This window comes from Microbacterium fluvii (genome assembly GCF_025515205.1).
GTDB classification, from domain to species: Bacteria; Actinomycetota; Actinomycetes; order Actinomycetales; family Microbacteriaceae; genus Microbacterium; species Microbacterium fluvii.
The window spans coordinates 194,032-216,283 of sequence record NZ_JAOPFX010000003.1; the positions used below are offsets into that span (position 1 = coordinate 194,032).

17 protein-coding genes are annotated in these 22,252 nt (G+C 71.6%); 13 read left to right on the forward strand and 4 right to left on the reverse strand.

Features of this window, described 5'->3' with window-relative positions:
* Positions 1–21 precede the first annotated feature (21 nt).
* Both OAW74_RS12150 and OAW74_RS12155 read right to left on the reverse strand, forming a co-directional pair.
* Complete coding sequence (locus tag OAW74_RS12150; RefSeq protein WP_262874644.1) at positions 22–993, reverse strand: DNA-3-methyladenine glycosylase family protein; 972 nt, start codon at positions 991–993, stop codon at positions 22–24.
* A gap of 235 nt (positions 994–1,228) precedes the next feature.
* Positions 1,229–1,957: a winged helix-turn-helix domain-containing protein gene (locus OAW74_RS12155; RefSeq protein ID WP_262874645.1), complete on the reverse strand. Its 729-nt coding sequence runs from the start codon at positions 1,955–1,957 to the stop codon at positions 1,229–1,231.
* 505 nt (positions 1,958–2,462) lie between these two features.
* On the opposite strand from OAW74_RS12155, the gene OAW74_RS12160 reads away from it, so the two are divergent.
* The 9 genes from OAW74_RS12160 to OAW74_RS12200 all read left to right on the forward strand — a co-directional run bounded on the left by OAW74_RS12160 (position 2,463) and on the right by OAW74_RS12200 (position 11,655).
* A complete protein-coding gene (locus OAW74_RS12160; RefSeq protein WP_262874646.1) occupies positions 2,463–3,491 on the forward strand; it encodes a LacI family DNA-binding transcriptional regulator in 1,029 nt (342 codons plus the stop codon).
* 91 nt (positions 3,492–3,582) lie between these two features.
* Positions 3,583–4,902 carry an ABC transporter substrate-binding protein gene (locus tag OAW74_RS12165; protein WP_378733930.1) on the forward strand — a complete coding sequence of 440 codons (1,320 nt, stop codon included), beginning with the start codon at positions 3,583–3,585 and terminating at the stop codon, positions 4,900–4,902.
* A 53-nt stretch (positions 4,903–4,955) separates the two neighbouring features.
* A complete protein-coding gene (locus tag OAW74_RS12170) occupies positions 4,956–5,927 on the forward strand; it encodes a carbohydrate ABC transporter permease (RefSeq protein WP_262874648.1) in 972 nt (323 codons plus the stop codon).
* A complete protein-coding gene (locus tag OAW74_RS12175; protein ID WP_262874649.1) occupies positions 5,927–6,817 on the forward strand; it encodes a carbohydrate ABC transporter permease in 891 nt (296 codons plus the stop codon). Before OAW74_RS12170 ends, OAW74_RS12175 begins: the two co-directional genes overlap by 1 nt.
* A complete protein-coding gene (gene yicI / locus OAW74_RS12180; RefSeq protein ID WP_262874650.1) occupies positions 6,817–9,054 on the forward strand; it encodes an alpha-xylosidase in 2,238 nt (745 codons plus the stop codon). The genes OAW74_RS12175 and yicI overlap by 1 nt, the downstream gene beginning before the upstream one ends.
* A complete protein-coding gene (locus OAW74_RS12185; RefSeq protein WP_262874651.1) occupies positions 9,051–10,478 on the forward strand; it encodes a GH1 family beta-glucosidase in 1,428 nt (475 codons plus the stop codon). The genes yicI and OAW74_RS12185 overlap by 4 nt, the downstream gene beginning before the upstream one ends.
* A gap of 226 nt (positions 10,479–10,704) precedes the next feature.
* Entirely contained in the window at positions 10,705–10,998 is a 294-nt protein-coding gene (locus tag OAW74_RS12190; protein WP_262874652.1) for a GNAT family N-acetyltransferase, read from the forward strand.
* Positions 10,999–11,093: 95 nt separating this feature from the next.
* Complete coding sequence (locus tag OAW74_RS12195; RefSeq protein ID WP_262874653.1) at positions 11,094–11,462, forward strand: hypothetical protein; 369 nt, start codon at positions 11,094–11,096, stop codon at positions 11,460–11,462.
* On the forward strand, positions 11,452–11,655 hold the full coding sequence (locus OAW74_RS12200; RefSeq protein ID WP_262874654.1) for a hypothetical protein: 204 nt from the start codon (positions 11,452–11,454) through the stop codon (positions 11,653–11,655). The genes OAW74_RS12195 and OAW74_RS12200 overlap by 11 nt, the downstream gene beginning before the upstream one ends.
* Before the next feature lie 2 nt (positions 11,656–11,657).
* On the opposite strand, the gene OAW74_RS12205 is transcribed toward OAW74_RS12200, so the two are convergent.
* Positions 11,658–12,410 carry an alpha/beta fold hydrolase gene (locus tag OAW74_RS12205; protein ID WP_262874655.1) on the reverse strand — a complete coding sequence of 251 codons (753 nt, stop codon included), beginning with the start codon at positions 12,408–12,410 and terminating at the stop codon, positions 11,658–11,660.
* Between the two features lie 42 nt (positions 12,411–12,452).
* Between OAW74_RS12205 and OAW74_RS12210 the strand changes: the two genes are divergently transcribed.
* Both OAW74_RS12210 and OAW74_RS12215 read left to right on the forward strand, forming a co-directional pair.
* Entirely contained in the window at positions 12,453–13,934 is a 1,482-nt protein-coding gene (locus OAW74_RS12210) for an MFS transporter (RefSeq protein WP_262874656.1), read from the forward strand.
* Between the two features lie 200 nt (positions 13,935–14,134).
* Entirely contained in the window at positions 14,135–14,428 is a 294-nt protein-coding gene (locus OAW74_RS12215; RefSeq protein ID WP_262874657.1) for a DUF2277 domain-containing protein, read from the forward strand.
* 55 nt (positions 14,429–14,483) lie between these two features.
* Here the strand turns inward: OAW74_RS12215 and OAW74_RS12220 are convergent, their stop codons facing one another.
* On the reverse strand, positions 14,484–17,831 hold the full coding sequence (locus tag OAW74_RS12220; RefSeq protein ID WP_262874658.1) for a hypothetical protein: 3,348 nt from the start codon (positions 17,829–17,831) through the stop codon (positions 14,484–14,486).
* 148 nt (positions 17,832–17,979) lie between these two features.
* On the opposite strand from OAW74_RS12220, the gene OAW74_RS12225 reads away from it, so the two are divergent.
* Both OAW74_RS12225 and OAW74_RS12230 read left to right on the forward strand, forming a co-directional pair.
* On the forward strand, positions 17,980–19,134 hold the full coding sequence (locus tag OAW74_RS12225) for an exonuclease SbcCD subunit D (protein WP_262874659.1): 1,155 nt from the start codon (positions 17,980–17,982) through the stop codon (positions 19,132–19,134).
* Entirely contained in the window at positions 19,131–22,121 is a 2,991-nt protein-coding gene (locus tag OAW74_RS12230; protein WP_262874660.1) for an AAA family ATPase, read from the forward strand. Before OAW74_RS12225 ends, OAW74_RS12230 begins: the two co-directional genes overlap by 4 nt.
* The last annotated feature ends 131 nt before the right edge of the window (positions 22,122–22,252 follow it).

Sequence of the window (22,252 nt, forward strand, 5' to 3'; positions counted from 1 at the left end):
TGCCGTGTCACAGCCAGGGGGTCAGCGGCTGCGGTGGTCTTCGGGGTGCAGTCGAGGGCCGCGGCGCGGCTCGTGCAGCCCGGCTGCGCCGATCAGCCGGATGACGCGCTGGCGGTGGCCGGCATACGGGGCGAGCAGCTCCAGCATCCCGTCGTCGTCGGTGCGCGCGCCGGCGAGGGCGTAGCCGACGTGGTGGGCGAGGTGGAAGTCGCCGACGCTGACCGCGTCGGGGTCGCCGAAGGCGCGGATGCGGGTCTCGGCCGCCGTCCACGGGCCGATGCCGCGCAGGCTCGTGAGCAGACGGTCGGCGTCGGCGGCCGTCGCCCGCGCGATCGCCTCGCCGCGGCGGGCCGCCTCGACGACGGCGCGCGCCTGCGGCGGCTCGAGCCCCGCCCGGTGCCACGACCACGAGGGGATGCCGCGCCAGCCCTCGACCGACGGCGGCGCGAACATCGGAGTCGGGGTGGGGCCGGGGGCGCGCTCGCCGCACCACGTGACGATGCGTCGCCACGCGCCGAAGGCCTGCAGGCCGGTGACCTTCTGCTCGAAGATCGCGCTCGCCAGCGCGTCGAAGACGAGGTCGGTGCGGCCCAGGCGCAGGCCGGGGTGGCGGCGGTGCGCCTCGGCGATGAGCGGATGCGGCGGCTCGGGCATGCCGGCGGGATCGTCGTTCGCGCCGCACAGGGCCGGAACCTGGTCGAGGGCCCAGCCGGCGCCCGGCCCCCAGGTCGCCGCCCGGATGACGCCGGGGGAGACCTCGCGCAGTGCGAGGGTCGCGATGCCCTCTGGCGTGCGGCACGCGCGCCAGATCACCGCGCCGTGGCGCTGCATGGTCGGGTCGTTGCGCCCGCGCTGCTGGAAGCCCACCGTGCGGTGCAGGTCGAGTGGATGGCGAGGGCGGTACTCCGTCTCGAGCGGACGCTCGTGCGCGGGCCGCGGGTCGCGGGTCTGCGGGGCACCGCCGACGACCGCCTCTCGCACACCCCGACTCATGCCACTACGGTACGCCGCAGCATCCGACATTCCCGGCGGCAGCGGCGCGCGGCCCGCCGCTCAGTCGTCGTATACGGCGACCTGCGGGGCGTTCGGGGTCGCCATACGTGACGACTGAACCGAAAGGGAGCTCGTTCAGTCGTCGTATACGGCGACCTGCGGGGCCCTCGGGGTCGCCATACGTGACGACCGAAGCGATCGGATGCTGCCGCGCAGCGCGCAGCGGCGCGCCGGCTCAGAAGCGGTCGGGCGACGGCGTGCCGTGGCCGTAGCGGATCACGACGTCGGCGTGCCGATCGAAGCGGTAGCCGACCCCGCGGACGGTGCGCACGATGTCTTCGTAGCGGCCGAGCTTGGCGCGCAGGCGCCGAACGTGCACGTCGATCGTGCGCTCGCCGGGGGCTTCGTCGTCGCCCTGCTGCCACAGCGACGAGACGAGCTCGGCCCGCTCGATGGTGCGGCCCTCGCGCAGCACGAGGTACTGCAGCAGCTCGAACTCCTTGAACGTGAACGCGGCCGACTGGCCGTCGATCAGCACGCGCTTGCGCGAGATGTCGACGACGACTCCGCCGGGGGCGCGGTCTTCTTCTTCGGGCTCGTCGGCCTTGGTGCGCGCGACCGCCGACGGCTCGTGCAGCGCGAGGCGCACGACGTCGACGTCGCGGCCGCCCGCACCCACGGGGGCGAGCGCGACGGTGGCGTAGGTCTCGGCCTCGGGGGAGAGCTCGGCGATCGTGCGGCGGAGCGCCTCGACGAGTACGTTGAGCGACACGCCGGATGCGGCGGCCTTCTCCTCGTCGAGTCCGACGTACAGGGCGAAGCCTCGAGGGGCCACCCCGGGCGGAAGATTGCGCTGCGCGGGGGCAGGGGCTGCGGCGACCTCGATGCGCGGGGCCGGGTCGGGCACGAGACGCAGATCGGGACGGGCGGTGGTCGGGCGGTCGAGAAGGGCGGTGGTCGACATGAGAGGAGTCCTTGGAGTGGGAACCCGGGCGATACGCCTCGAAGCGGGTTCTGCGGTGCTGTCTGTTCGCGATCCTGGGTGAGGGTCGCGGTGCGGAGCACACGGGTGCGCGGGTCTGCGCGGTCCGATGCTCGGGGACTCAGCCTTCGCGTGTTGCAGAAGCGCGGGGGAGTCCAGCGGGGGTCACCGTGTCAGCGGCACATTCGACAACACATGACAGCGCGCGCCGGCATCATCATGCCGGCAGTCCCGTTCGCCTCCCAGGCGGACAGAGAATGCGCGAAGTCAGTCATGTCGGCGATTATGACGGACCATGTCGCCGCGCGTCAAATCGCGCAGTCGCAGCATCCGCCGCACGCCGAGGCTGAGCACTCTGCTCACCGGACCGCGCGTGTGGCCATGACCAATTTGTGGGCAATTCCGACAAATGGCTTGCGCTTCGCCGCTCGGCCCCCTAATCTCGCTGTCGAAGCGCTTACGCGAAGCGCTTCGACACTCACACACGATGGAGTCTGAGATGGTGAAGATCGACGAGGTGGCCAAGGCCGCCGGCGTCTCGATCAGCACCGTGTCGTACGCCCTCAGCGGCAAGCGCCCGGTGTCTGCGGGCACGCGCGCACGCATCCAGCAGGCCGTGAGCGAACTCGGCTACAGCCCCAACGCCGGCGCGCGGATGCTGGCGGGCAGCCGCACCCACATCTTCGCGCTCACCGAGCCGCTGCGAAAAGACAGCCATGCGCCCACGCACATGTCGTTCGTGCTGGCGACATCGGTCGCGGCCCGGCGGCACGACTACGACATCCTGCTGCTGACCGAGGAGCAGGCCTCGGCGGGCATGGGACGGGTCGCGGCCAGCGGCCTGGTCGATGCCATCCTCGTGCTCGACGTCGCCCCCGACGACGAGCGGGTCGCGCTCTCGCGCACGATCGAGACCCCCTCGATCTTCATCGGCGTGCCCGACGACCACGAGGGGCTCATCTGCGTCGACCTCGATTTCGAGAGCGCCGCCGAGCTCGCCGTCGACCGCGTCTTCGACGAGGGGCACACCCGCATCGGTCTCGTGGGGCAGCCCGAGGTCGCGTACGAGAAGTCGAACTTCCCCCCGAGGCTGCGCCGGGCGGCGCACGCGCACGCCGAGCGCCGCGGCGCCGAACTGTCGTCGCGCACCTCCGGAGGGCGGCTGTCGTCGGTCGCGGCCACGCGCCGTGCCACCGGTGAGCTGATCGACGCGGGCGCGACGGCGCTGCTGGTGCACGCCGCCGACGACGTGCACGGCGCCGTGCTGGCCGAGCTCGACGCCCGCGGGCTGCGGGTGCCGGACGACGTCTCGATCGTCTCGGTCGCGGCCTCCTTCGACACCTCGGTGCTGCCGGTCGCCCTCGACGTCATCCCGCTGCAGCCCGAACCCTCGTGCGATCTCGCGGTGGCGCTGGCGATCCGCAGCCTCACCGACGACCCGCCCCGTCCAGGGCTCCACCTCATCGCACCGACCCTCATCGCGCGGGGCTCGGTCGCGGCACCTCGAGGCGACTGAACCCACCCACGACCCGATATCCGCGCGCTTCTCATCGAAGCGCTTCGACAACCCACCGGCGCAGCCGGACACCAAGAAAGGAATGCCGAAGATGGCACGCATGACGAAGAAGTCCAGGGGTCGCGTTCTCGCGGCCGTCGGAGCCGTGGCGGTCGGCGCGCTCGCGCTCGCCGGCTGCTCGGGCGGCGACAGCGGCGACGGCGACAGCGCCGAGGGCAAGACCCTCAAGCTCTGGCACTACGAGGGCGCCGATAGCGCCATGGGCAAGGCGTGGGCCGAGGCGATCAAGGTCTTCGAAGAGGAGACCGGCGCGACGGTCGAGTTCGAGGAGAAGTCGTTCGAGCAGATCCAGAAGACCGCCAGCCAGGTGCTCGACTCCGACGCGGCCCCCGACCTGATGGAGTTCAACAAGGGCAACGCGACGGCGGGCTTCCTCGCCTCCACCGGCCTCATCGCCGACATCTCCGACGCGGTCGACGAGTACGGCTGGGCCGACAAGCTCGCCCCGTCGCTGCAGACGACGGCGAAGTACAGCGAAGACGGCGTCATGGGCGGCGACACGTGGTACGGCATCCCGAACTACGGCGAGTTCGTCGGCGTCTACTACAACCTCGACGCGTTCGAAGAGGCGGGCCTGGAGGTCCCCACCACCTACGACGAGTTCCTCGATGTGCTCGACGCGTTCGTGGCCAAGGGCATCACGCCGCTGGCCGAGGCGGGCGCCGAATACCCGCTGGGGCAGCTCTGGTACCAGCTCGCCCTCTCGCAGGCCGACCGCCAGTTCGTCAACGACTACCAGCTCTACGAGAACCCCGTCGACTGGCAGGGCCCCGAGCTCACCTACGCCACCCAGACCCTCAAGGACTACGTCGACAAGGGCTACATCGCCGAGGACGTCTCGTCGATGAAGGCGGAGGATGCCGGCGTCTCGTTCATCAACGGCAGCGCGCCCATCTTCGTGTCGGGCTCGTGGTGGTACGGCCGCTTCGTCGAGGAGGCCACCGGGTTCGACTGGTCGATGGCCGCCTTCCCCGGCTCCGACCTGTCGCTCGGCTCGTCGGGCAACCTGTGGGTCGTTCCCGAGAACGCCGCGAACAAGGACCTCGCCTATGAGTTCATCGACATCACGATGCGCCCCGAGATCCAGGCGATCATCGGCAACAACGGCGGCGTGCCGGTCGCGGCCGACCCCGCCGACATCACCGACGAGAAGAGCGCCGCGCTCATCGAGACCTTCAACGGCATCCTCGACGCCGACGGTCTCTCGTTCTACCCCGACTGGCCCGCGCCCGGCTTCTACGACGTGATCGTGCAGCAGCTGCAGGGCCTGGTCACCGGCACGCAGGATGCGGCGACGACGAACTCCAACCTCGGCGCCGAGTACGAAGCAGGAACAGCGGACTTCCGCTGACCGACCAGCGGGGGCGGCGGCCACGCCGCCCCCGCACCACGGGAGTCACCACCATGTCTGTCACCACTCGCGCCGAGCGCGGCGCGCGCACCAAGCTCCCCCCGGAGGAGCCCGCGATCCCGCAGCGCCGCGGCGGCACCGCCGGCTACTGGGTGTACCTGCTGCCCGGCTTCGTGCTGCTGCTGGTCATCATCGTCATCCCGCTGCTGTTCAACGTGTATCTCACGTTCACCAAGTGGCGCGGCGTGCGCACGCCCGAGTTCATCGGGCTCGACAACTGGCTCAAGATCTTCACCGACGAGAAGTTCTGGACCTCGTTCACCAACTCGATCTGGATGGTCATCGCGATGGTGATCGTGCCGACGATCCTGGGTCTGGTGATCGCGGCGCTGCTGTTCGACGTCGTCGGGCGCAAGTTCGGCGGCAAGCTCGGCAGCTTCCTTCGGGCCACCTACTACCTCCCGCAGATCCTCCCGATCGCCGTGGCCGGCATCGTGATCGGGTGGATCTTCCGCCCCGGCCCCACCGGGGCGATGAACCAGATCCTCAGCACCTTCGGCCTGCCCGCCTTCGACTGGCTCGGCCAGATGCCCTCCGCGCTGCTGGTTCTGATGGCGGTGCTCGTGTGGGTGCAGCTGGGCTATCCGATCGTCGTGTTCATGGCCGCGCTGCAGCGCGTCGATCCCGAGCTCTACGAAGCGGCAGAGCTCGACGGAGCGAACTGGTTCCAGCGGTTCGGAGCCATCACCCTGAGCATCATCCGCCCCGAGATCTTCGTCGTCACGCTGACCTGCACCATCGCAGCCCTCAAGGTCTTCGGTCCCGTCTACGTCATCACGCAGGGCGGGCCCGCAGGGGCCACCCTGGTTCCGGCGTACTACGCCTACCAGGAGTTCTTCACCAAGCGAGACATCGGCTACGGCGCCACGATCGCGACGGTGCTGACGATCCTCGTCGTGATCGTCTCGATCATCTTCATCCGCGTGCAGAGCTCGCTGGAGCGCAAGGAAAGGGCGGGTCTGTGATGGCTGCCACCACTCTGGTCGTCACCGGCCGCGGCGCGAAGCGCCAGCGGGCCCGCGGCGGCATGACCAAGAAGCGCCCCGCCGACTGGGTGCTGCTGGTCGGGGTCATCCTCGGCGCGATCGTCGTGATGGTGCCCTTCTATCTGATCCTCGTGAACGCCTTCAAGTCGCCCATCGACTACGCGACCTCGGGGCCGTTCGCGCTCCCGCAGGCACTGGATTTCAGCGGCATCGAGAAGTTCTGGGTGCGGGTGAACTTCCCCGAGAAGGTGTGGAACTCGATCTTCATCTCGAGCGTGGTCGCGGTGCTCGCCGTGCTCATCTCGGTGCTCAACGCCTTCGCGATCGGCATAGGGCGCGTCCGTGGCCGCACCTGGATCGTGCTGCTGTTCCTGCTGGCCAACCTCCTGCCGCAGGAGGCGCTGCTGTACCCGCTGTACTACATGTTCAAGTCGGTGGGCCTCTACGACAACGTCTGGTCGGTGATCATCGTGTTCACGGTCGTGCAGGCGGCCTTCGGCACGTACCTCCTGGCATCCGTCTTCGGCACGTTCCCCAAAGAGGTGCTCGAGGCGGCCTCGCTCGACGGCGCGACCCGATGGCAGATCCTGTGGCGGGTGGTCTTCCCGATCAGCCGCCCGACGCTCGCAGTGCTGCTCATCTTCTTCTTCATCTGGACGTGGAACGAGTTCCTGATCCCGCTCACCTTCCTGCCGTCCAACGCTAACCAGACCGTGCCCGTGGCCATCAGCGTGCTGCAGGGCGACCGGCTCATGGACGTCACCACGACGGCGGGAGCAGCCCTCATGGGCATCATCCCGACGCTCATCTTCTTCCTCATCTTCCAGCGCACGCTCACACGCGGCATCACGGCAGGAGCAGTCAAGTAATGAAGTTCACCGACGGGTTCTGGCAGCTGCGCCCCGGCGTCACGGCGCTGTACGGCCAGGAGGCCTACGACATCGACGAGACGGATGCCGCCACCGACGGCCGTGGTGTCGTCGTGACCGCCCCCACCACCGTCATCCGCGGCCGCGGCGACACCCTCAACCGGCCCGTACTCACCGTCACGCTCTCGTCGCCGCTCGAGGGCGTCGTACGAGTGCGTGTCGCACATCACGAGGGTGGCACCTGGCACGGCGGGTTCGGACTGCCGGGCGCGGTCGCGGGTGGGGTGGGCGAGGCATCCGTCTCCGCCGAAGGCGGAGTGCTGACGAGCGGCGCCCTCACTGCCCGCGTCGCCCCCGGCGCGCCGTGGGATCTCGCGTTCGAGGTCGATGGGGTGCGCGTCACCGGCAGCGGCCACAAGTCCGAGGCGTACGTGCAGCTCGACGGCGACGCGCAGGTCGACCCCGGCATCGTCGGCAACGCGCGCGCCGGCACCGCCGTGCCGCACCGGCCGACGTTCGTGCACGAGCAGCTCGACCTCGGCGTCGGCGAGCTCATCTACGGCCTCGGCGAGCGGTTCGGTCCGCTCGTGAAGAACGGGCAGACCGTCGACGTGTGGAACGCCGACGGCGGCACCTCGAGCGAGCAGGCCTACAAGAACGTGCCGTTCTACCTCTCCAGCCGTGGTTACGGGGTGCTCGTCAACGACCCCGGCCACGTCTCGTTCGAGATCGGCTCGGAGTCGGTCGAGCGCGTGCAGTTCTCGGTGCCGGGCGAGGTGCTCGAGTACTTCGTCATCGCAGGACCCACCCCCAAGGACGTGCTGGGCCGCTACACGGCTCTCACCGGTCGCCCCCCGGTGGTGCCGGCGTGGTCGTACGGGCTGTGGCTGTCGACCTCGTTCACGACCGACTACGACGAGCAGACCGTCACCTCGTTCATCGACGAGATGGCCGCCCGCGAGCTGCCGGTGTCGGTGTTCCACTTCGACTGCTTCTGGATGCGTGAGTTCAACTGGTGCGACTTCGAGTGGGACCCGCGGGTCTTCCCCGACCCCGACGGCATGCTCGCGCGGCTGCACGAGAAAGACCTGCGGGTGTGCGTGTGGATCAACCCCTACATCGCGCAGCGCTCGCCGCTGTTCGCCGAGGCGGCGGCGCAGGGCTTCCTCGTGAAGCGCGCCGACGGCTCGGTGTGGCAGTGGGACCTCTGGCAGGCCGGCATGGGCCTGGTCGACTTCACGAACCCCGACGCGACGGCGTGGTTCCAGTCGAAGCTGCAGCGGCTCATCGACCAGGGCGTCGACTGCTTCAAGACCGACTTCGGCGAGCGCATCCCGCTCGAGGTCGACTACTTCGACGGCTCCGACCCCTCGCGCATGCACAATCTGTACACGCAGCTGTACAACCGGGCCGTGCACGACGTGCTGGTGAAGGCCCGCGGCGAGGGCGATGCCGTGCTCTTCGCGCGGTCGGCCACCACCGGCGGCCAGGCGATGCCCGTGCACTGGGGCGGAGACTCGACCTCGACCTTCCCGTCGATGGCCGAGACGCTCCGAGGCGGACTGTCGCTCGCCTTCAGCGGCTTCGCCTACTGGAGCCACGACATCGGCGGGTTCGAGGGCACCCCGGATGCGGCGGTCTTCAAGCGCTGGACGGCCTTCGGCCTGCTCGGCTCGCACTCCCGGTTCCACGGCTCGCAGAGCTACCGCGTGCCGTGGCAGTTCGACGAGGAGGCGGTGGACGTCACCCGCGTGTTCACGAAGCTCAAGATGCGGCTCATGCCCTACCTCCACCGCCTGGGCGTGGAGGCACCCGAGACCGGCGTACCGCTCATGCGGCCGATGGCGCTCGAGTTCCCCGGCGACCCCGCCGTCGCCTACCTCGACCGGCAGTACATGCTCGGCCCCGACCTGCTCGTGGCCCCCGTCTTCACGGCGTCGGGCGAGGTGGAGTTCTACCTGCCGGAGGGCACGTGGACGAGCCTCATCACCGGCGAGAGGGTCGAGGGCGGTCGCTGGATCCGCGAGACGCACGGCTTCCTGAGCCTGCCGCTGTACGTGCGCCCCGGCGCCGTGCTGCCGTGGGGGGCCCGCGATGACCGGCCCGATTACGACTATCTTCAGGATCTGACGCTGCGGGTCTTTCCCGGCGCAGAAGGGACGGCATCCGTGACGGTCACGACGCCCGACGGGCGCACCGAGAGCTTCGAGGTCGACCGGGCGGAGGTGACCGAGTGACGGGCGGATCGGCGGACTACCGCGACAGCGGGCTGGTGTTCCCCGCGGGGTTCACGTTCGGGTCGGCGACGGCGTCGTATCAGGTGGAGGGGGCGGCCGGCGAGGACGGCCGCGTGCCCTCGATCTGGGACACCTTCAGCCGCACGCCGGGCAAGGTCTGGAACGGCGACACCGGCGACGTCGCGTGCGACCACTACCACCGGTGGCAGAGCGACCTCGACCTGATGGCGGAGCTCGGCCTCGGCGCCTACCGCTTCTCGATCGCGTGGCCGCGCATTGTCGGCGCCGGCGGCACGGTCAACCGACGCGGGCTCGACTTCTATTCGGGGCTGGTCGACGGACTGCTCGAGCGCGGCATCCGCCCCGTCGCGACGCTCTATCACTGGGACCTCCCGCAGACGCTGGAAGATGCAGGGGGCTGGGCGAACCGCGCGACGGTCGACGCGTTCGAGCGCTACGCCGAGGTCGTGGGCACCGCCCTCGGCGATCGCGTGCACACCTGGACGACCCTCAACGAGCCGTGGTGCTCGGCCTACCTCGGCTACGGGCAGGGCGGGCATGCGCCTGGCCGGCACGAGCCGGCGGCGGCGCTGGCGGCCGTGCATCACCTGAACCTCGCCCACGGCCGGGCGCTGCAGGCGCTGCGGGCGACCTCGACGGGGTCGCCGGAGTACTCCGTGACGCTCAACTTCCACGTGCTCCGCGGAGTCGGCGACGGCGCGGACGAGGCGATGCGGCGCGTCGACGCGCTCGCCAACCGCGCATTCACCTCGCCCATGCTGCGCGGCCGGTACGACGACGATCTGCTGGCGGACACGGCATCCGTCACGGACTGGTCGTTCGTGCGGGAGGGCGACCTCGCCGACATCCACCAGCCGATCGACGTGCTGGGCGTCAACTACTACGCGACCACGACCGTGCGCCTGTGGGACGGCGTCTCGCCGAAGCAGCAGAACGACGGCCACAAGGGCGCCGCGGGCGGCACCGCCTGGCCGGGCAGCGACACGGTCGTCGAGTTCGTCGAACAGGCGGGCCCGTACACCGAGATGGGCTGGAACATCGCGCCAGAGGGGCTCGAAGAGCTGCTGGTGTCGCTGAAGGAGCAGTTCCCCGAGCAGCCGCTCATGATCACCGAGAACGGCGCCGCGTTCGCCGACGAGGTCGCCGCCGACGGCTCGATCGACGACGCCGACCGCGTCGACTACCTGCAGCGGCACCTGACGGCGGTCCACCGCGCCCTCGCGCAGGGGGTCGATCTGCGCGGCTACTTCGTGTGGTCGCTGCTCGACAACTTCGAGTGGGGCTACGGCTACGCCAAGCGGTTCGGCATCGTGCGGGTCGATTTCGACACGCTCGAGCGCACGCCCAAGCGCAGCGCGCACTGGTTCCGCGAGCTGGCGACCTCGGGGGTGCTGCCGGCCTGACCCCGGCGCCCGCCTGCCGCATCCTCCCCTCCCCACCCGACCAGATCAGGAGATCTCGCCGGCGCAGGTCGTTTCGGCTCGAATCGTCCTGTTGCAGCCGAATCTCCTGATCTCGCGAGGGGCGGATGCCGGCGGCGCCGGCCGCGAGCAGGATGCCGGGGGAGTGCGGTGCCGACGCGCGGTCGGTGCGCGCCCCGGTGTCGCCGCCCGGGCGTAGCCTGACGGGGTGCTGACCTTCACGCATGAACCCGATGCGTCGCGCTACACGCTGCACGACGGAGCGAACCTCGTGAGCGTGCTCGACTACCGCGACGACGGGCGCGCCGTGTGGATGAACCGCGCCTACACGGTGCCGACCTTCCGCGGTCACGGCTACGCGGGCGAGGTCGTGGCCCGCGCCGTCTCCGAGCTCGAGGCCGCGGGCGACCGCGAGATCGTGCCCGTCTGCTGGTATGTGGCCGACTGGTTCGCCGCCCACCCCGAGCGCGCCGGCATCCTGCGTCAGACCCACCCGGCCTGACCGCAGCATCCGCTACCCGCGCGAGCCCGAGCCGTCAACCCCCGTGCGGTTGACGGGCGTCGGGGCGAGGGTGGAGGGGACGAAAGGGGCACGACATGAGCAACCCTGACCTTCCCGAAGGCGTCGTCGACGCCGACCCGGCCGGCGGCTGGGAGGCGGGCGAGACGGCGGATGCCGAGACCGCGGCGTCGACCGAGCGCGCGCAGGAGCAGACACCCGCGCCCGACGGCCTCGACGTCGGCACGGTCGAGGAGTCCGTCGAGGGCGCCGATCCCGACCTGGCCACCGACGACAGCGCGTCGGCCGACGAGGAGGCGGCGGCAGCCGCCGACCCGCAGCCGAGCACCGAGAAGCCGGTCGGCGACGAGCCGAAGGCCGCCGACCCGCCCGAGCCCGACGACGTCAGCCACGAGGCCGTCGGCATCGGCGTCATCGACTACCCGGAGCCCGACCATGAGCACTGACGCCGAGGACCAGCCGGCGATGGAGCAGAACGTCGCCTCCGACGCAGACAAGGTCGACGGCATCGTCGCCCAGGTGCGCGCCGACCTCGCGGGGGAGTCGCCCGAGCGCATCGCCGCCGTGCTCGCACAGCGGCTCGAGCAGGCAGGCATCGCCCTGTCGCACTCCGACATCGACGCGCTCGCTCGGCAGTAGCGCTACCCCGAGCCCCCGGCGAACCGCATGATCTCGGCGGCGGCGGGTGCGGCATCCCGGATCATCGTCTCGTGCCCGTGCCCCGCGATCTCGGCGAACCGGGCGTCGGGCAGCAGCGCGGACACCAGCGCGCACCACTCGCGTGGGCACACCGGGTCGGTCTCGCCGCGCAGCACGAGCGCCGGCACGCCGACCCGCGGGTAGGCCAGCTCGGGGCGGTGCACGAGCATCGCGCGCAGCTTGCGGCGCAGGTGCGGGCCCGCGCGCAGATACTCCCTGGTGCCCAGCCACAGCACCTTCGGGCTCTCGATCGCGAGGTCGTGCGCGAGCCGGCCGAGCTGCCGCGGCGCCGTGCGCGCACGGGCGTCGACGGTCGGCCCGACCAGCACGACGCCCGATGCCAGCCCCGGGTGCCGGGCGGCCACCTCGACGGCCACCTGCGTGCCCATCGAGTGCCCCACGAGAACCGCTCCGGCGAGCCCCCGCGCGCGCAGCAGCGCCGCCACGAGGTCGGCCATCCGCTCGATCGTCGGCGTGCGGTCGGGCTCCGGCGCATCGCCGTAGCCAGGCAGGTCGAGGGTCACGACCCGGCCGTGCGGCCTCAGGTGCTCGACGAGGTCGCCGAACGCGAGCCGGCCCATGCCGATGCCGTGCGCGAGCAGGAACACGTGCGGTCCCCGACCGTCGTGCTCCTCGACCACGACGGTCGCCCCCCGGTGCGAGAACTCCGTCACCGGATCGGATGCAGCAGCCACCGTTGCAGGCTACCCACTCCCGGGCGGGCATAGCCTGGAGCGATGAGCGCACCCGCCACGGCCAGCATCCCGCTCACCCACGGACAGCGCTGGCGCGCGTTCTGGGTGTGCGTGTCGGTGGCGGCCCTCACGATCCTCGACCTCAGCAAGGTCAACGTCGCGCTGCCCTCGATCGAAGAGGCCCTCGGGGCCGGATCCACCGAGCTGCAGCTCGTGGTCTCGGGCTACGTGCTGCTGTTCGGCCTGGCGCTCGTGCCCTCCGGGCGCATCGGCGACCAGCGCTCGCGCAAGACGATGTTCATCATCGGCCTGAGCCTGTTCATCGCGATGAGCGTCGTCTGCGCCCTCGCGCCGACGCCCGAGGTGCTGATCGCGGCGCGGCTGCTGCAGGGCCTTGCCGCCGGCATCCAGATGCCGCAGGTGGTCGGCACCATCCAGCAGGTGTTCGTGGGCCGCGAGCGCGGCCGCGCGTTCGGGCTGTTCGGTGCGACGATCGGCATCGCGACGGCCTTCGGCCCGACCCTCGGGGGCCTGCTCATCGCCGTCGGCGGGCCGCAGGACGGCTGGCGGTGGATCTTCTGGATCAACGTGCCGCTGTGCCTGCTGGTGCTCGCGGGCGTCATCTGGCTGCTGCCGCGCACGCGGCATGCGGCCCCGGGCAGACTCCAGCTGGATCCGATCGGGCTCGTGCTGTTCGCCGTCATGATCGTGACCCTCATGTGGCCGTTCCTGCTGACCACCGGGTCACCCGACGACGACCCTCGGCGGTGGTGGACGCTCGTGCTCTTCGCCGTGTTCGCGGCGGCCTTCACCTGGTGGGAGCGGCGGTATGCCGCATTCGGTCGCAACCCGCTGGTGCCCTTCTCGCTGTTCTCGATCGCCTCGTTCCGCAACGGCACGCTCATCGTCACGGCGTACTTCACGGCGATCCCGGCGATGTTCCTGCTGACGACGCTCTTCCTGCAGACCGGCGTGGGCCTCGCGCCCGTGTTCGCCGGCATGGTCTCGATCGGCTTCGCGCTCGCCAGCGCGGTCAGCGCATGGTTCGGCGGCAACCTCGTGACGCGCCTGGGCCGGCCGCTGGTCGTCTGGGGCCTGGGGATCGTGCTGGTCAGCGTCGCGGCGCTGGCCTTCGTGGCCGCCTCAGTGCCGGCGGATGCCGTGGCCTACGCGATGGCGGGCGTCATGCTCGTGGCGGGTGTGGGCGCGGGCCTCGTGGTCGCGCCCAACCAGACCCTGACCCTCGCCGACATCCCCACCAGGGAGGGCGGACTCGCGGGCTCGGTGGGCCAGCTCGGCCAGCGCATCGGCACGGCCGTGGGCACCGCCGTGGCCCTGTCGCTCTTCTACGGCGCGATCTACCGCGATGAGGGCGACGGCACGCACGGCCTCGACGTCTACCACGACGCCTACACCTACGGCATGATCTCGGTCGGCGTCTTCGTCGGGCTCGCGTTCTTCCTTGGGGTCATCGATCTGCTCTCCCGGCGCCGCTCGCGGCGCCTCTCCGACGCCTCCAGCTGACGCATCCGCCCCTCGCCCCTTCGGCTCCTCGCTCCAGGCGAGGAGATCTCGCGGGGCGAGGACCGCATCGGGGCATTCCGTCCTCGCGTGGCGCGATCTCCTCGCCTCGGGCGAGGGCGGATGCTGCGGGGCGGCGGATGCCGGGGGGGGGGGGGGCGAGCCCGTTGCCGCCGTCGGGCCCCCGGCGTACCGTGGCCCGCATGTGCCGCAACATCCACACCCTCCATAACTTCGAGCCCCGCGCCACCGACGACGAGGTGCACGCGGCGGCGCTGCAGTACGTGCGCAAGATCGCCGGCACCACCAAGCCCTCCAAGGCCAACCAGGCGGCCTTCGACCGGGCCGTGCACGACATCGCGCACGCGACCGAGCATCTGCTGGCCGACCTCGTCGCGGTCGCACCGCCCAAGAACCGCGAGGAGGAGGTGGCCAAGGCGCGGGCGCGGGCCGAGAAGTCGGGGCGCTACGCGCCGCGCGTAGCCGCCGCATCCTGATCCGCGCGGCGCGCCGGGCGCCCGATCACCGTCGTCGGGCGGCGAGGGGCGAGGCTCACGGCTGGCGTGCCCGCGTCATCACGCCCGCCCCGACCAGCAGCGCGAGCACGGCGAGCGCCGTGAGCGCGAAGACCGTGCCCTGATCCGAGCCGGTCGCCGGCAGGTCGCCCTCGCCGCCGCCGTCGCCCGAGTCCGAGGGCGAGGGCGTCGGCGTCGGCGTGACGTAAGTGTTGACGACGGTGCAGGTCACGGTCACGTCGTCGGCGGTGAGCGCGACGACGTCGGGCGGGGCGACCTCGCCGCCGTCGCAGGTCCACTCCGAGGCCGTGTAGTCGGCGGCCAGCGGGTGCGTCGACGACTCCGCCAGGCGGAACGTGCCCTCTTCCACGGGGGCGTCGGTCACGGCGGCATCCCCCGTGGCACCCGAACCGGTGTGCGAGGAGTCGTCGACGTCGGTCCACGACAGCGTCCAGTCAGAGGTTTCCAGCGGCCCGCCGTCGACCTCCTTGACCAGCGTGAGCCGCGGCGGGTCGTAGACGTTCGTGATCGTGCAGGTGACGTCGTAGCCGGGCCCGAGGGTCAGCAGGTCGCCCGCGAGATCGTCGTCGGTGAAGCCCAGCCCCGCACACGTCCACTCGGTCGCGCCGTAGTCGTCCGACGGCGGCGGGTCGCTCGCGTTCGGAACTTCGCTCAACTGGTAGTCGCCCGCCGTCACCACCTGCGAGTCCACCCCGCCGGCGCCCGACACGGTCGTGCCGGTCGCCGTTCCCTGGCCGGTCGCGGTGAGGACCCAGTTCTCCGGGGCGCCTCCCGGGCCGTCGGGTCCGTCGTCGACGGACTTGACGAGGGTGAGGGTCGGGGGAGTGAAGGCGTTCACGACGGTGCAGTCCACCTCGGCTCCGAGCGGCAGCGTCAGCTCCGCCGTGCCGGCACCCGTCTGCACGAGCTGGTCGGCGTCGAACCCGTCGCCGGTGCACAGCCAGTCGCCGGGGAGGTAGTCGGGTGTGCCGGTCCCCGTGCCCGATTCGGCGAGCGTGTAGACCCCGGCATCGACCTCGGTCGAGGCCACCGCTCCGGCGCCCGAGAGCACGGTCCGCCCGTCGAGCACGGCGGTCAGCAGCCACTGATCCGGATCCACCACGCCGCCCGAGACGGCCTTGGTCAGCGACAGCATCGGTCTGATCGGCGTGTTGGTCGCCGTGCACACGGCCTCATCGCCGTAGCCGAGCTGCATCCGCTCGGCAGCGCTGTCGAAGGTCGTGCCCGTGCAGTTCCACGACACGTCGTAGCCGGCAGGTCCCGACTCGCTGAACACGTACTCCCCCGGGGGGCCGAACACGCCGGTGACCGCGGCGGAGCCCGAGGTGCCGGCGAACGCGGCGTTGCCCGGCCCACGGGTCTTCAGCAGGAAGTCGGATGCCGTCGCGGTGCCCCCGCCGCCCGACACGAGGTCCTTGACGAGGGTGAGCGAGGGGGTGATGGCCGCGTTGGTGATACGGCACACCGCATCGGTGCCGCCGGCGACGGTGAACGTGTCGTCGTCGACCCTGGTCGCACCGGTGCAGCTCCACCCCAGGGGGTCGTAGCCCGAGGGCCCGTCTTCCGACAGCGTCCAGGTCGAACCGGCGGGGATCGCGTGATCGGTGACGGCGGCCTCGCCCATGCGCCCAGAGAAGGTCGAGTCGCCGGTCGCCGTGAGCACCCACTCGGTGGGCGCAGCGGTGTCGCCGAAGGCCGTGATGACCTGCTTCTGCAGGGTCAGGGTCGAGCCGGTCCAGGTGTTCTGGATGCTGCAGGTGATCGACTCGTCGGTGTCGGGCACCGTGAGCACGACACCCTCCAGCTCGGCGGGTTCTCCGGTCGCGGTGAACACGCACGACCACGCGCCCGCGTTGTAGCCCTCGGCCTCGGCGGCAGGGCTCTGCTCGGAGAGGATGTAGTCGCCGGGGACGACGGTGGCATCGGTGACCTCGTCGGACCCGGTGACCCCGCTCGCCACGACAGGTCCGCTCGCGGTGAGGGTCCAATCGTCCGCGTCGAGCGGGCCGCCGCCCGCGTTGACGACCGTCTTGACGAGCGTGAGGTGGGGTTCGACCGACACATTCTCGATCGAGCAGGTGACATCGTCGCCGGGGTTGAGAGTCACCGACGTGACGAAATCGCTGCTGCCTGTGCATTGCCACCCGTCTGTCGTCCAACCGACGGTGGGCCCGGTCTCGGAGAGGTCGTAGGTGCCCGCGGAGACCGGTGTGCGGGTGACGGCGGCGCTGCCGGTGCGCCCCACGATGCTGTCCGATCCGGAGTCGGCGCCGAGGATCCACCTGGTCGGCGAGGCCGCGCCGTCGACGGTCTTGACGAGCGTCAGCCAGGCGCCGGCGAAGGTGTTCACGACGGTGCACTGGACATCGGCCTCGCCGGTGACCTCGACGACGGCGTCCGCGACCGCGACCGGTGCCCCGCCCGCTGCCTGGTCGATGCACTCCCAGTCGCTCGCGGTGTAGCCGTCCGGGCCGTTCTCGAACAGCGTGAATGCACCGGGCTCGACCCCGACATGGGTGACGGCGGTCGATCCGGTGGTACCGGAGAGCGCGCCGCTGGGGCCGTCCGCCGTCAGCGTCCACGCCGTCGCCGCATCCAGCGGCCCTCCGGTGCCGACGACCTCCTTGACGAGGGTGAGCATCGGGAGGGCCCCCACGTTCGTGACGGTGCAGGTGATGTCCTGGCCGAGTTCCACGGCGATCTGACTGTTCTGGTCGACGACGACGTCGGCGCCGGTCGACTCGTCGACACACGCCCACCCCGCGGACTCGTAACCGCTGGGACCGCCCTCTTCGCGCAGGGTGTAGGTGCCGATGCGCGCATCGCCGGTGACGCCGCTCGGGCCCCGAATCGAGTTCGGCCCCTCGGCGACGAGCGTCCACAGCGAGGGCGACGCGCTGCCCCCGTCGACCTCTTTGAGCAGCGTGAGGGTGGGCGGCACCGCCTCGTTCTCGACCGTGCAGGTGACGTTCGCGTTCTCGGCGAGCGAGATGGTCGGGGCGGGGTCGGTGAAGGTGCCCAGCGTGCCGCAGTCCCAGTTCACGAACCGGTAGCCGTCGGGGGTCGCCGCGTTCTCGAGTTCCGAGATGACGTAGTCGCCGGCGGGAACCGTGATGCTCTGCACGCCGTTGAGCCCCTGCCCCTGGAAGGCCTGCCCCGTCGCGACGTTGACGGCGCGCACGTCCCACGCGCCGCGGTCGCCGAAGCTCGCTCCGGTGCTGCCGTTCTCGATGCGCTTGAACAGCGAGAGGGTGGCCGTTCCCGCGGCGGACGCCGGCGGTGCCAGTGCGATCCCTCCCGCTCCGACCAGGGCCAGCACGGCCGCCACGACGTATCCCGCTCTCCAGCGTCGTCGAGGCTCCATGCCCTTCCCCTCCCTGAGTGGCGCCCACGGGCCACGCTACTCACCATGCGACGGCGACGACACCCCTCCGTTCGGGGGACGACGTCCGGCCATGCCGCCCCGGTGCGCCGCACCGACGATGTCGGAGGGCCGACATACCGTTGAGGGCATGCGGATCCTGCACACCTCCGACTGGCACATCGGGCGCACCTTCCACGGGCACTCGACGCTCGACGCGCTCGCCGGAGTGCTCGCCGCGCTCGTGCAGCAGGTGCGCGATCAGCGGGTCAATCTCGTCATCGTCGCGGGCGACGTGTTCGACTCCGCGACACCGGCCGCGCCGGCCTACACGCTCCTCACCGACACGCTCGTCGCCCTGCGCGAGGCGGGCGCCCGCGTCGTCGTGACGAGCGGAAACCACGACTCCGCGGCGCGGCTGGGGTTCCAGGCCAGGCTGCTGCGCGAGGGCATCCACGTGCTGACCGACCCGCTCGCCGTGGGCACTCCGGTGTCGATCGACGACGCCGACGGGCCCGTGCACGTCTACGGCATCCCGTTCCTCGAGCCCGCGCTCGTGCGCCACCTCTGGCCCGGCGTCGAGCTGCGCTCGCAGGCGCAGACGCTCGATCATGCGATGGGTCTCGTGCGCGCCGACCTGGCCACGCGCGGCGGGCGCTCCGTCGCGATCGCGCACTGCTTCGCGGCGGGAGTCGAGCCCACGCCGCACCTCGAGCGCGACATCCAGCAGGGCGGGCTCGACGTCGTGCCGCTGAGCGTCTTCGCCGGGGTCGACTACGCGGCTCTCGGCCACATCCATGGCCGCCAGACCCTGAGCGACCGCATCCGCTACGCCGGCGCGCCGCTGCACTACAGCTTCGGCGAGGGCGACAAGCCGCGCGGCTCGTGGCTGATCGATCTGGATGCCGCAGGCCACGCGTCGATCGAGTGGCTCGACCTGCCGGTGCCCCGGCGCCTGGTGACCCTCACCGCACCCCTCGATGAGCTGCTCGCCGACGGCCGCTTCGCCGAGTTCGAAGACGCATGGGTGAGCGCCCGCTACACCGACACCGCACCGCAGAGCGACCCGATGCGGCGGCTGCAGGCGCGCTTCGCGCACTGCGCGACGGTCGTGCACGCGCCGGCCGTCGTCGCCGAACGCGACGGGCGCACCTACGCGGCGCGGGTTCAGGCGGCACGAGACGACCTCGAGCTCATCGATGCGTTCCTCGCGCATGTGCGCGGCGGCGAGGGCGCCGTCGACGACGAGCGCGGTCTGCTGCGCGAGGTGATCGGCGATCGCGTCGCCGCCGAGGCGATCGCGTGAAGCTGCACCGCCTCGAACTCGAAGGCTTCGGTCCGTTCCGGGAGCGCCAGATCGTCGACTTCGACGCCTTCGACCGCGACGGCATCTTCCTGATCTCCGGGCGGACGGGTGCCGGCAAATCCAGCATCCTCGACGGGGTCTGCTTCGGGCTCTACGGCTCGGTTCCCCGCTACGACACCGGCGAGAAGCGGCTGCGCAGCGACCACTGCGCGCCGGAGGATCCGACCGAGGTCGTGGTGGAGTTCACCGTCGACGACCGGCGGCTGCGCGTGACCCGCTCGCCCGACTATGAGCGCCCCAAAGCGCGCGGAGAAGGCACGACGCCCGTCAAGCACGCGGCGCAGCTCGACGAGCTCGTCGACGGCGAATGGATCGGCCGCGCCCCCGGACCCCGTGTCGTGGGCGAGGAGCTGGGGCAGATCCTGGGGCTCACCCGTGACCAGTTCCTCCAGGTCATCCTGCTCGCCCAGAACCGGTTCGCGCAGTTCCTGCTCGCCCGCAACGACGAGCGGCAGGCGCTGCTGCGCACGCTGTTCGGCACCCGCGTCTACGAGCAGTACCAGGCAGAGCTCGACCGGCGCCGCAAGGCCTCTGAGCAGACTCTCGGCCGGGCGTCCGAGCAGGTCGAGCTGATGCTGACCGAAGCGCACGAGGTCGTGCGCTCGCACGGCTTCGGCGCGCAGGGCGACGACGCCGTCGGCACCGCCGCACGGATCGCGCAGCTCGGCCATGCCGTCGACCGCGCGGCCTATCAGGCCGACACCCTCGGACGCGAGCGCGAGTCCGCGGCCGAGGCGCACACCACCGCCCACGCGACCCATGCGGCGCTGGTCGCGCTGCGCGGCCGGCAGCTCGAGCGCGCCGCGCTCCGCGCGAGCGCCGACGCGCTCGAGGCCGCCGAGGCCGGCATGGCCGCAGACCGAGAGCGGCTGTCGCGGGCGACGCGGGCCGAGTCTCTGCGCGCCCCGATCGAGGCCGCGGCGCGGGCGGAGGCGGAGCGATCGCGGGCCGCAGAGCTCGACGAGGCGGCCACCGGATCCTGGCGCGACGCCGACGGATCCGACCTCGACGTCGTCGCGCTGCGCGCGCTCGTCGACGAGCTCACCGGCGACCTCTCCCGCTGGGCCGAGGTCGCGCGACTCGAGAGCGAACTCCAGGGCCGGACCGCGAGCCTGACCGCACTGCGCGAAGCCGTCGCCGGGTCGGAGCAGTCGCTCGCCGAGCTCGACGCCCGCCGTGCGGCGGTTCCCCCCGCGCTCGAGGCGCTCGACGTGCAGCTCGCGGCCCTCGCCGAAGCCCCCGTCGTCGCCGAGAGCGCTCGCGCCGCGCACGCCGCCGCCGAGGCCCAGCTCGCGGCCGCGCGCGAGGCCGAGGCGCTCCTCGCCGAGCGTCGCACCGCCGATGAGGCGCAGCTGGCCGCGTCTGACGCTGCCACGAGGGCCTCCGCCACCGTCACGGCGCTGCTGCGGCGACGTCTCGCCGGTTATGCCGGCGAGCTCGCGGCGGGCCTGGTGACGGGGGAGCCGTGCGCCGTGTGCGGTTCACTCGAGCACCCCGCGCCCGCACCGCACGCCGACGATCCCGTCGACGATGCCCAGTTCGAGGCGGCGGAGCGCGCGAGGGATGCGGCGGCCGAGGTGGAACGTGCCGCCGCGGCCGCCGCATCCGCCGCCCGCGCTGCGCACGCCGCGGCCCTCGCGCGCGCGCAGGGCCTGCCCGTCGCCGAGCTGGAGGAGGCCGTGACGGGCACGGCGACGGCGCGTGCCCTCGCCGTCGCTGACCTCGATCGCCGCACTGCGCTGCAGGCACAGCGCGAAGAGCTCGCGCGGCTCGACCTCGAGACGGCCGCCGAGCGCGAGAGGCTCGTCGCGGTGCTCGTTCCGCGGCGCGAAGAGCTCGCGGTGGGCGAAGACCGCGTCGCGGCGACGGCTGCGATCGTCGAGGCGGCCCGCGGCGAAGCGGCGACGGTCGCGGCGCGCATCTCGGCCGTGACGGTGCGCCGCGATCTCGCGCGCGGACTCGTCGCGTCACGCGAGGCCCTCGACGCCCGCACCGCGATCCGCGACGCGACGGCCGTCGAACTCGACGCGCGAGTGGCGGCATCCGACTTCGCCGACGCAGCCGCGGTGGGGGCGGCGCTCCTGAGCGAGACCGAGCGCTCGCTCCTGGAAGAGGCGCTCATCGCCCACGAGGCAGACCTGCGCGCCGTGCGATCCCGGTTGAGCACCCTCGAACTGGAGCTGGCAGGCGAACCGGAGCAACCTGTCGATCTCACCGCATCGCAGGAGGCCGTGCGAGCCGCCGCCGCCGCGGTGCAGGTGGCGACCACCGCAGCCGAGCGCGTCGCACAGGCGGCGCAGCGACTGCGTGCACTGGCCGAGCGCATCGATGCCGCCCACGCCTCGATCGCGGAGCGGTCGCGCGAGCACGATGTGCTGGCGGGTCTGGCCGACGCGATCGCGGGGCGCACCTCCAGCCGCATGGACCTGGAGACCTTCGTACTGGCCGCCGAGCTCGAAGAGATCGTCGTGGCGGCCAACCTGCGGCTGTCCGACATGTCGTCCGGGCGATATCGGCTGCGGCATTCCGATGCCGTCGCGGCCCGCAATGCGGCTTCGGGCCTGGGGATCGAGATCGTCGACTCCTACACCGGCCGCGCTCGCCCCGCGCAATCCCTGTCGGGCGGCGAGACCTTCCTCGCATCGCTCGCCCTCGCCCTCGGCTTGGCCGAGGTCGTGACGGCGCGGGCGGGTGGACTGCGGCTCGACACGCTGTTCATCGACGAGGGTTTCGGCTCCCTCGACGGCGAGACGCTCGAGCTCGCCATGGCGACGCTCGACGAGCTGCGCCAGGGCGGTCGCACGGTCGGCGTCATCAGCCACGTCGAGGCGATGAAGGAGCAGCTGCCGGCGCAGGTGACCGTCATCGCGGCGCCGCACGGGCCCAGCACGATCGGTCAGAACGCGGACGCCCGCGCGGCGGTGTGAGCGCCCCCTTGTCGCGTGCACGCGACGGGTGTATCTTCGCGGCCAGATCAGCACAGAAGCCGCACCGAGAAGCCCGACACCCGCTGATCCGCCGTCGAGGTTCATGCCTCGACCAGCCGGTCGTCCGGCCG